A 9,882-nucleotide genomic window follows, 5' to 3' on the forward strand; every position below is an offset into this window, starting at 1 on the left:
TGCCGTAGGTTTAGGAGTGAGACGAAAGGAGACTTAATCGCAGGGGCTTAAAATTCCTGAGATTGATATGTGTGAGACAGTAGTAATTTCTATATCTTTATATATATTGTAGTGGTTGATAACCTGCCTGACCTACTTAAAAGGTCGTAGAAACAATATAAATTTTCTATTATATGTACTAGCGGTAGTTCAGGTAATCAGACAAACTACAGAACTTATAATGTTTGCGTTTGTCTGCCTGTAAAATCGGAAAGCCTCTACAAAAAAATCAGAATTTATCCGCCTTGGATAAGACGCGAAGCCTTCGTGTAAGTCAAAGAGACGCAACTATTAACCAAAAACCTTGTTAAACCTATCCATTTCCTTGACTTTTGAGATTTTGAACGCTCAAAAATCAACTTAAATCTGGTAAGATATAGGAAACAATGCCTTTTGGAAACAGTTCGGTAAATTTTAGCTGCCAGGCGAAGTTAGCTCGGATACCAGCACTACCCTTGGTGAAAACGATTCTTCTGTTATCAAAGGAGAAGAAAGGTCTCGGACGCGCTAGTTCTTTAAGGATTAGCTTTGCAGCTCATCTGCCTTTACTGTTACGGTAATGCCATACTATTATCAAAGATTTTCAGTGATGAATAGATTTGATAAGGTTAAATGTTGCACTAAGCAGAGGTACTTCACTATACCCAACTAGGGAGAAAAGGAACAGGCATTTTGCCTTTAATTCTGTCGTCGATCTTCAGGTTAAAACCTAGCCGTTGAGAACATACAGACACTACTGAAATGTTAGCTACTAACTCTAATGCTATCAGGTTAGTAGAGACTGTGATTGGCAAAGGCATACTGCCCTACCAAATAACTACAGGTTTATAGTTAGCAAGGGCTGTTTAACAATTGATAATGAACAATGAATAATGGATAATTACCTCTCCTTGAAAGAAGAGGATTGAACTTAAGGAAAATATTTTCTTTTAATTTTCTTCATAAATGAAGAGGTATTAGACCAAATTAAGTAATTATCAATTATCAATTATCCATTGATAAGCAGCTATAGTTGAGCATAAATCTGCCTCCAAGTTGGGTAACAAAACCAGATGTAAAATAATTTACTTAGGAGAATTAATGGATTTATCGTTTGCAAATTTAGGAATTTCACAAGAGCGTGTAAATCATCTGGAAACAATTGGTTTTACTGAACCTACTCCGATTCAAGTCCAAGCAATACCTCATTTGCTGGAAGGAACCGATATTGTAGGTCAAGCCCAAACAGGAACAGGTAAAACCGCAGCGTTTTCGTTACCCATATTGGAGAGAATTGACCTGGAGACAAAGGCAGTTCAAGCTTTAATTTTGACTCCCACTCGTGAGTTAGCGCTGCAAGTTACAGAAGCGATTCGTCAAATTGCTGGTTTGGATAGCAAGGGTCCAACTAAACATCGATTACACGTTTTAACTGTTTATGGCGGTCAATCTATCGAACGTCAGGTTCAGCGCCTTCAACGAGGTGTTCAGATTGTAGTAGGAACCCCAGGACGAATTATCGATATGCTGAATCGCAATAGTTTAAAACTAGATAGTTTGAAAATGATGGTTCTAGACGAAGCTGATGAAATGTTGAGTATGGGTTTTATTCAGGATGTAGAAAGAATTTTGGATGCAGCACCCACTGAACATCAAACAGCTTTCTTCTCTGCTACCATGGACTACTCAATCAAGAAACTGGTGAATAAATATTTGCGATCGCCAGTAACAGTCAAAGTTGCTCAACAAAAGACAACTCCGAAGCGAATTTCTCAGATTGCTTACATGGTGCCTCGTGGTTGGCCGAAAGCCAAAGCCTTACAGCCAGTTTTAGAACTCGAAGACCCAGAAGCAGCTTTGATATTTGTGCGGACAAGGCAAGCTGCGGCGGAACTAACAAACCAATTACAGTCAGCAGGTCATAGTGTTGATGAATATCATGGTAACTTGAATCAATCCCAACGGGAACGGTTGCTAAGTCGCTTTCGCAATCAACAAGTACGTTGGGTAGTGGCAACTGATATTGCAGCTCGTGGTTTAGATGTGGATCATTTAACCCACGTGATTAACTACGATTTACCTGATAGTGTGGAAAATTATGTTCACCGTATTGGTCGTACTGGTCGTGCAGGTCGTGAAGGTACAGCGATTTCGTTGATTAATCCTTTAGATAAGCGGAAGTTGCGGTTGATAGAACGTCATCTGCGTCAACGTTTGGACACTCGCTCGATTCCTAAGCGGTCTCAAATTGAAGCCCGACAGTTGCAGAAGTTACAGGGTAAGGTACGAGATGCTCTGAGTGGGGAACGGATGGCTTCTTTCTTACCATTAATTGCTCAGTTAGGTGAAGAGTATGACCCCCACGCGATCGCTGCTGCAGCTTTACAGATAGCTTATGATGAAACTCGTCCTGCTTGGATGGGGCCTGATTATGCTCAGGAGGAAGACATTCCTGTCTATGAAACTCCCAAACCAAAGCCAAAGCCACGTTCTCCTAAGATTCGTCATCAAAAACCTTCTCCTAAAAATCAGAAGAAAAATGGTGATAATATTGTAGAAGAGGCTTCTGTTTCAGGCAATAATTAAGTTATTTATTTCTGGCTGAAATAGTCGAATAATAATTCGAGCTTCAACCGGGATAAGCCCCACGCCGTTTGCAAAGAATGGCCTAGGAAAACGTAACGTCGGCGTGGGAAGAATCCTGGCCTTAACCATTGGGTGTAGCCTGAAAGTCTATATACTTTTTCAACTATGAAGTATACTTACCAATACCGTATATATCCAGCAAACGTGCCAGAAGTTGATGCTAAACAACTGGCTCAGAATTTGTCGGTATTGGTACAACAGAATGCTAGGAGAACGTTTTAACTGGTGGGAGCAAAACAGATGTCCTATAAATGCTTGTCCTCTAATTTGTCATTTACCTGAATTAAAAGACAAACCAAATTACTATAACCAGAAGAAGCAATTACCAGAACTGAAAAATACTATAGTAGAGGTCAAAAACTCAGGCGAGCATCTGGATTTTTCCCAAGTTTATTCAACAGTTTTGCAGGATGTCTGTAAAAGAGTAGAAACAACATTTTCGCTTATTTGTAGCAGGTGATAGTAAAGGTAATCGTAGTGGCAAACCGAGATTTAAAAGTCAATCTAGATATCGTTCATTGAACTTTCAAGAGTGCCGATGATTCTTGGTTAAAATTTTCATCAATTAATAGTAAATGGTTATATATATCAATTCCTAAAACAGGTTTAATAAAAGTCAGAACTCATAGAGCAATACCAGAGCTAGCCAAAATTAAACAAATTTCATTAACCAAAAAAACTGATGGTTGGTGGATAAATTTAAGCTTAGAGGATAAGTCAGTCCCTGAGTTGAAAACTGACAAGATTCAACCTACATGGGAAAACTCAATAGGTTTAGATGCTGTCCTAGACAAAGATATTTATCTAGCCACATCAGAAGGAAGTAAACTATCTTCTGTGAAACCTTTAAGAAGTAATCAAGAAAAACTAGCTAAAGTCTCCCAACGCAAGAACAAACGTAAACATGGCAGTAAAGCTAGACGAAAACTAGCAAAACGCGAAAGTAAAATCCATCAAAAAATAGCCAGAAGCCGTAAAGATTTCCAGTACAAAACAGCTTACAAATTAATTAAAACAGGTAAAAAAGTATTTTTCCATGAGAAATTAAATCTCACAGGTTTAACTCGCAGAACCAGAGCAAAACAAGATGAAGATGGAAAGTATTTGCCTAATGGTCAATCGTCCAAGTCTGGATTAAATAAATCCTGGCTAGATGCTGCATTTTGTCAATTCTTTGAAGTTCTGGGTCAGGTAGCCGAAAAAGCTAACGCTAGAGTGATAGAATGCAAACCAAATTATACATCTCAATTGCTTTGTTATAGAGATGAAATAGTGTTTACCGATTGCAGTATCAGAGAATATTTTGATGAGGAATTACAGTTAAAAATTGATAGAGATATAAATGCTGCTATCAATTTGAAACGAGTCGGGCTGGACTTGTTCGGTGACTATAAACCGCCGTCGAAACAAAGTGGTTATAGCTAAATCTAAAACCACTTCTGTTTCTCAGGAAGTTCTGACCGTCTTTAAAAGGCATCAGAAGCCTACACATAAAGCAGATGCATCGGTGTAGGTAAGTCACAGATGTGAGTGATCGCGTCTCTGAATTTTTTTCAGGAAGAGGTAAGAAGGAAAAGTATTGCGTTCTCTAAGTTTTACGCTTTTTACCTGCCTGTGTTCTTTGCATGGACTGGTATATTAATTGTTAATTATCAATTGTTGAACTCAACATATCTCGTACTGCCATTAAAATTTTCCCTAATTTATTTTCCCCACTACCATCTTTTCTTTGACCCCAATATAAATCAACAGGAGACCTATAAACAATTTCTTCATTTCCAGTAGACAGTAATATTTCTCGAATTTCAGAATTAGTAGCAAATTTGTTGAATACTGCCTTTTGCATAATCTCATATTTTACCTGTTCCCAATCTGAACGTAATGGGCGGTTGCGATCGCCTCCCAGATTTGCTGCTTCCCCTGGTGTTGCTCCTAAACGAATTTCATCAGCATCAGGCATACCTGGAAATTTTTGAGCTTGAAAATAATGTTCGCTGGTTGGCCACCAATAACCATCTAATTCAAAACCATGAGCAGAACAATTGGAAAAACAACCGTATCTGCTGAGAGTGCTATAAAATGAAATTGCCATAATTTCTCTAACTTTCTCTAATGTCAAAAACATCATCATTTGAAATTCTAAGTTCTCAACAGTTTATTCAATGGTTGAATACTGAGAAAGTTAGTTTAGCATTTACTACTTATCAATCTAATCGACTTTTTTTCATCGGCATTAAACCTGACGGTAGTTTGTCTGCTACTATGCGGACTTTCGATCGCCCTATGGGACTTTATGCTACTTCCTCTGACAGCTTAACTATGGCCACTCGCTACCAGGTCTGGCAATTGGAGAATATGGTGGAAAAAGGTCAAGTTTTTCAGCAGCGAGACAAAATGTATGTTCCTCGCCGTAGTTGGTTGACTGGCCAATTAGATGCCCACGATATTGTTGTTGCTCCATGGGAAAACAATGATGGACAAATTATTTTTGTTAATTCTCTGTTTAGCTGTTTGGCAACTTTGAGCGATCGCTACAGTTTTGCTCCTCTATGGAAACCATCTTTTATCTCTAAACTTGCTCCTGAAGACCGATGTCATTTGAATGGGTTAGCTATAGTTGATGGAAAACCTGGTTATGTTACGGCTTGCGGGCAGTCGGATGTGGTGGATGGATGGAGGGATAAACGGCGCGATGGAGGTTGTGTTATCCATGTTCCTAGTAAAGAGGTTATTGCCACAGGACTTTCGATGCCCCACTCTCCCCGTTTTTACCAGGATAAACTCTGGTTGCTAAATTCGGGCATGGGAGAATTTGGCTATTTAGATTTGAAAACGGGACAATTTCAACCAATTGCTTTTTGTGGGGGATATTTGCGGGGGTTGACATTTTGGCAAAATTATGCTGTGGTGGGTTTGTCTAAACCCAGAGAACAGACTTTTTCTGGTTTAGCTCTCCAGGAAAGGTTGACACAAAAGGGAGCTGAAGCTTTTTGTGGGTTGCACATCATTGATTTGCATACTGGAGATATTGTTCATTGGTTGCGGATAGAAGGAATTATTGTTGAATTGTACGATGTGGCAGTTTTGCCTGGAGTCCAATATCCCGGTTGTATTGGTTTGCAACAAGAGGATGAGTTGAGGCGAGTGGCAACCCGCGATCTAAGCCTGGAAGTTTAATCTTTCGCTTAATCTGATTTGATGGCGGGTAGTTGAGGAAACTATCTGGTCTGTTGATTGAAATCTCGGTCAGGGTGTGAATTTAGAAAAATCACAAATCTTTTGGAAAAACAAAAAACGATAAAAACTAATGTCCACTATTAAAATTACCCAAACCGGAACCCCTAATGAAGCTGGTGCAGTAGCAGCAACTTTCACCATAGACAGAGATACAGACACAGCAGGAGATATTACAGTATTCTTCACCATCTCTGGCACTGCTACTCAAAACATCGACTACGACATTCAAGGGGTGCGTACCATAAATGGCACAGTGCCCACTGTCACCTTCAATGGAGAAACAGGCAGCGTCGTCATTCCCGATGGACAAACCAGCGTCGATATCCAAATAGTACCCAGGGATGATACCGTAAGCGATGCCGCAGAAACAGTCACCCTCACCCTGACAGAAGAACCCACAGGAGCGCCCCAAGAGTATGATGTTAGTCCTACTCCAGGGGATGAGACGGCAACTGTGACAATTGTGGATAATACTAACCCCAGTTCTAAAGTAGTGGGAGCAAATGAGAAAATCATCTCTACCAATGCTGATTTTGCCCAATCAGTATTTGCAGCGGATGTGGATGGTGATGGGGATGTGGATGTTCTCAGTGCTTCACGCTTTGATGACAAAATAGCTCTGTACCTCAACGATGGTAGCAATAATTTCACAGAAGAGGTAATTTCCACTAATGCAGATGCTGCCTTTTCAGTATTTGCAGCGGATGTGGATGGCGATGGAGATGTAGATGTTCTCAGTGCTTCATATAGTGATGACAAAATAGCCCTGCACGTCAACGATGGCAGTAATAATTTCACAGAACAGGTCATTTCTACTAATGCTAATGGTGCCAATTCAGTATTTGCAGCAGATGTGGATGGTGATGGCAATCTAGATGTTCTCAGTGCTTCATTTGATGACGACAAAATAGCCCTGTACCTCAATGATGGCAGCAATAATTTCACAGAACAGACCATTTCTACTAATGCTAATGGTGCCAATTCAGTATTTGCAGCAGATGTGGATGGTGATGGGGATGTAGATATTCTCAGTGCTTCGTTATATGACAACAAAATAGCCCTGTACCTCAATGATGGCAGCAATAACTTCACAGAACAGACCATTTCTACTAATGCTAATGGTGCCAATTCAGTATTTGCAGCAGATGTAGATGGAGATGGGGATCTAGATGTTCTCAGTGCTTCATTTGATGACGACAAAATAGCCCTGTACCTCAATGATGGCAGCAATAATTTCACAGGACAGACCATTTCTACTAATGCTAATGGCGCCAATTCAGTATTTGCAGCAGATGTGGATGGTGATGGGGATGTAGATATTCTCAGTGCTTCGTTATATGACAACAAAATAGCCCTGTACCTCAATGATGGCAGCAATAACTTCACAGAACAGACCATTTCTACTAATGCTGATGCTGCAACCTCGGTATTTGCAGCAGATGTGGATGGTGATGGGGATCTAGATGTTCTCAGTTCTTCACTGCGTGACAAAAAAATCGCCCTGTATGAAACAGTCTCACTCCCCCCATCAGGGGTTGATATTGACACTGGGTCAAGCGATATCCTCAATGTCCCCTTAGTTAGCATCATTGCCACAGAAACTCCTGCAGCAGAAGCCGAAGCCACCCCAGGCATTTTCACTATAGACAGAGGTACAGAAACAGCAGGAGATATTACGGTATTCTTTACCATCTCTGGCACTGCTACTCAAAACATCGACTACGACATTCAAGGGGTGCGTACCATAGAAGGCACAGTGCCCACCGTCACATTTAATGGAGAAACAGGCAGTGTTGTGATTCCCGATGGACAAACCAGCGTCGATATCCAAATAGTACCCAGGGATGATACCGTAACCGATGCCGACGAAATAGTCACCCTCACTCTGACAGAAGAACCCACAGAAGCGCCCCAAAAGTATGATGTGAGTCCTACTCCAGGGGATGAGACGGCAACTTTGACAATTGTGGATAATACTAACCCCAGAGCTAAAGCAGTGGGGGCAAATGAGAAAATCATCTCTACCAATGCTGATGGAGCTTCTTCAGTATTTGCAGCGGATGTTGATAGAGATGGGGATGTGGATATTCTCAGTGCTTCACTCTCTGATGACAAAATAGCCCTGTACCTCAACGATGGCAGCAATAACTTCACAGAACAGGTCATTTCTACTAATGCTGATGCTGCCACCTCGGTATTTGCAGCAGATGTTGATGGAGATGGGGATGTAGACGTTCTCAGTGCTTCAGAGAACGAGGATAAAATAGCTCTGTACCTCAACGATGGCAATAATAACTTCACAGAACAGACCATTTCTACTAATGCTGATGGTGCCATCTCGGTATTTGCAGCAGATGTGGATGGTGATGGGGATGTGGATGTTCTCAGTGCTTCATTCTATGACGAGAAAATAGCTCTGTACCTCAACGATGGCAATAATAACTTCACAGAGCAGACCATTTCTACTAATGCTAATGTTGCCCGCTCAGTATTTGCAGCAGATGTAGATGGAGATGGGGATGTGGATGTTTTAAGTGCTTCAGATGATGACAACAAAATAGCTCTGTACCTCAATGATGGCAGCAATAACTTCACAGAGCAGACCATTTCTACTAATGCTAATAGTGCCTTTTCAGTATTTGCAGCAGATGTGGATGGAGATGGGGATGTAGACGTTCTCAGTGCTTCATTCTCTGACGACAAAATAGCTCTGTACCTCAACGATGGCAGCAATAACTTCACAGAACAGGTCATTTCTACTAATGCTGATGGTGCCATCTCGGTATTTGCAGCAGATGTGGATGGAGATGGGGATGTAGATGTTCTCAGTGCTTCATTCTATGACGAGAAAATAGCTCTGTACCTCAATGATGGCAGCAATAACTTCATAGAACAGACCATTTCTACTAATGCTGCTCGTGCCATCTCGGTATTTGCAGCAGATGTGGATGGTGATGGGGATGTAGATATTCTCAGTGCTTCAGCCTATGAGGACAAAATCGCCCTGTATGAAACAGAAGGGGTTGGTATTTGTACTGTGGAATTGCCACCTACACAAGAAATCATTGGCACTGAGTCAAGGGATACCCTCAATGGCACAAGTAGACAAGATAGCATTTTTGGCTTGGGTGGTAACGATGTAATTAATGGTTTAGATAATAACGATGTTTTATTTGGCAATCAAGACCTAGATACTATCAACGGAGATGCAGGTGACGACACAATTTTTGGTGGTAAAGATGACGATTTAGTTTTTGGTAACATAGGCGAAGATTTACTGAGGGGAGATAGAGAGAGTGACTCTGTTTTTGGTCAGGAAGGTGACGACACAATTTTTGGTGGCAAAGATGACGATCTAGTAGATGGGGGTGTTGGTAACGATTCAATATCAGGCGATCTAGGTAGCGACACCTTAATTGGAGGTCAAGGAATAGATACCCTGTCTGGTGGTGATGATGCTGATATTTTTGAGTTAGCTGTTGACGAAGGTTTTGATCTAATCACCGACTTTGTGCCACAACAAGATTTAATTCTGCTGGACAAAAGTACATTCACTGCCATTACCAGCGAACCAGGAGTAGGATTTAGTGTAGTAGGGGAATATGCAGTAGTCACAAGTGACCAAGCAGCAGAAACCTCGGATGCAATAATTACTTATAATAGTGACAATGGTAATTTATTCTATAATCCAAATGGTAGTGAAACAGGTTTCGGCAGTGGAGGGCAGTTTGCCACATTGACAAATATCCCAGTGTTGGAAGCAGAAGATTTTGTATTGAGAGGTTAATACTGTTTCACGGAAGTTATATCAAATCCGGTTAAACAGCCATAGAATGGTTAAGTTAGGAGGAGTAAGGAGTCAGGAGTCAGGAGTCAGGAGGAGAAAGAATTACAAAGATGAGCATAGTTATGACGATTGAAGAATTTTTTTATGTCCAATTAAACGGATTTGATATTAAAAGTCAAAAGTTAAAAGTTAAA

7 protein-coding genes are annotated in these 9,882 nt (G+C 40.8%); 6 read left to right on the forward strand and 1 reads right to left on the reverse strand.

Annotated features, from left to right (window positions below; all coding sequences use genetic code 11):
* Positions 1 to 425: 425 nt before the first annotated feature.
* The 4 genes from F6K54_RS32525 (at position 426) to F6K54_RS32540 (ending at position 4,089) form a co-directional block, all read left to right on the forward strand.
* Positions 426 to 599 (forward strand): hypothetical protein, encoded by a 174-nt coding sequence (locus F6K54_RS32525; RefSeq protein ID WP_293087264.1) that lies wholly within the window; start codon positions 426 to 428, stop codon positions 597 to 599.
* A 520-nt stretch (positions 600 to 1,119) separates the two neighbouring features.
* Positions 1,120 to 2,604 (forward strand): DEAD/DEAH box helicase, encoded by a 1,485-nt coding sequence (locus tag F6K54_RS32530; protein WP_293087266.1) that lies wholly within the window; start codon positions 1,120 to 1,122, stop codon positions 2,602 to 2,604.
* A 238-nt stretch (positions 2,605 to 2,842) separates the two neighbouring features.
* Complete coding sequence (locus tag F6K54_RS32535) at positions 2,843 to 3,124, forward strand: hypothetical protein (protein WP_293087275.1); 282 nt, start codon at positions 2,843 to 2,845, stop codon at positions 3,122 to 3,124.
* 149 nt (positions 3,125 to 3,273) lie between these two features.
* Positions 3,274 to 4,089: a transposase gene (locus tag F6K54_RS32540; protein ID WP_293087278.1), complete on the forward strand. Its 816-nt coding sequence runs from the start codon at positions 3,274 to 3,276 to the stop codon at positions 4,087 to 4,089.
* Between the two features lie 220 nt (positions 4,090 to 4,309).
* Here the strand turns inward: F6K54_RS32540 and F6K54_RS32545 are convergent, their stop codons facing one another.
* Positions 4,310 to 4,756 carry an NADAR family protein gene (locus F6K54_RS32545; RefSeq protein ID WP_293087281.1) on the reverse strand — a complete coding sequence of 149 codons (447 nt, stop codon included), beginning with the start codon at positions 4,754 to 4,756 and terminating at the stop codon, positions 4,310 to 4,312.
* 20 nt (positions 4,757 to 4,776) lie between these two features.
* Between F6K54_RS32545 and F6K54_RS32550 the strand changes: the two genes are divergently transcribed.
* Positions 4,777 to 5,841 carry a TIGR03032 family protein gene (locus F6K54_RS32550; RefSeq protein ID WP_293087269.1) on the forward strand — a complete coding sequence of 355 codons (1,065 nt, stop codon included), beginning with the start codon at positions 4,777 to 4,779 and terminating at the stop codon, positions 5,839 to 5,841.
* A 130-nt stretch (positions 5,842 to 5,971) separates the two neighbouring features.
* The gene (locus F6K54_RS32555) at positions 5,972 to 9,688 is read left to right on the forward strand and encodes an FG-GAP-like repeat-containing protein (RefSeq protein WP_293087272.1); all 3,717 of its coding nucleotides are present in this window, start codon (positions 5,972 to 5,974) and stop codon (positions 9,686 to 9,688) included.
* The last annotated feature ends 194 nt before the right edge of the window (positions 9,689 to 9,882 follow it).

It is taken from the genome of Okeania sp. SIO3B5 (assembly GCF_010692555.1).
Classification (GTDB): Bacteria; Cyanobacteriota; Cyanobacteriia; order Cyanobacteriales; family Microcoleaceae; genus Okeania.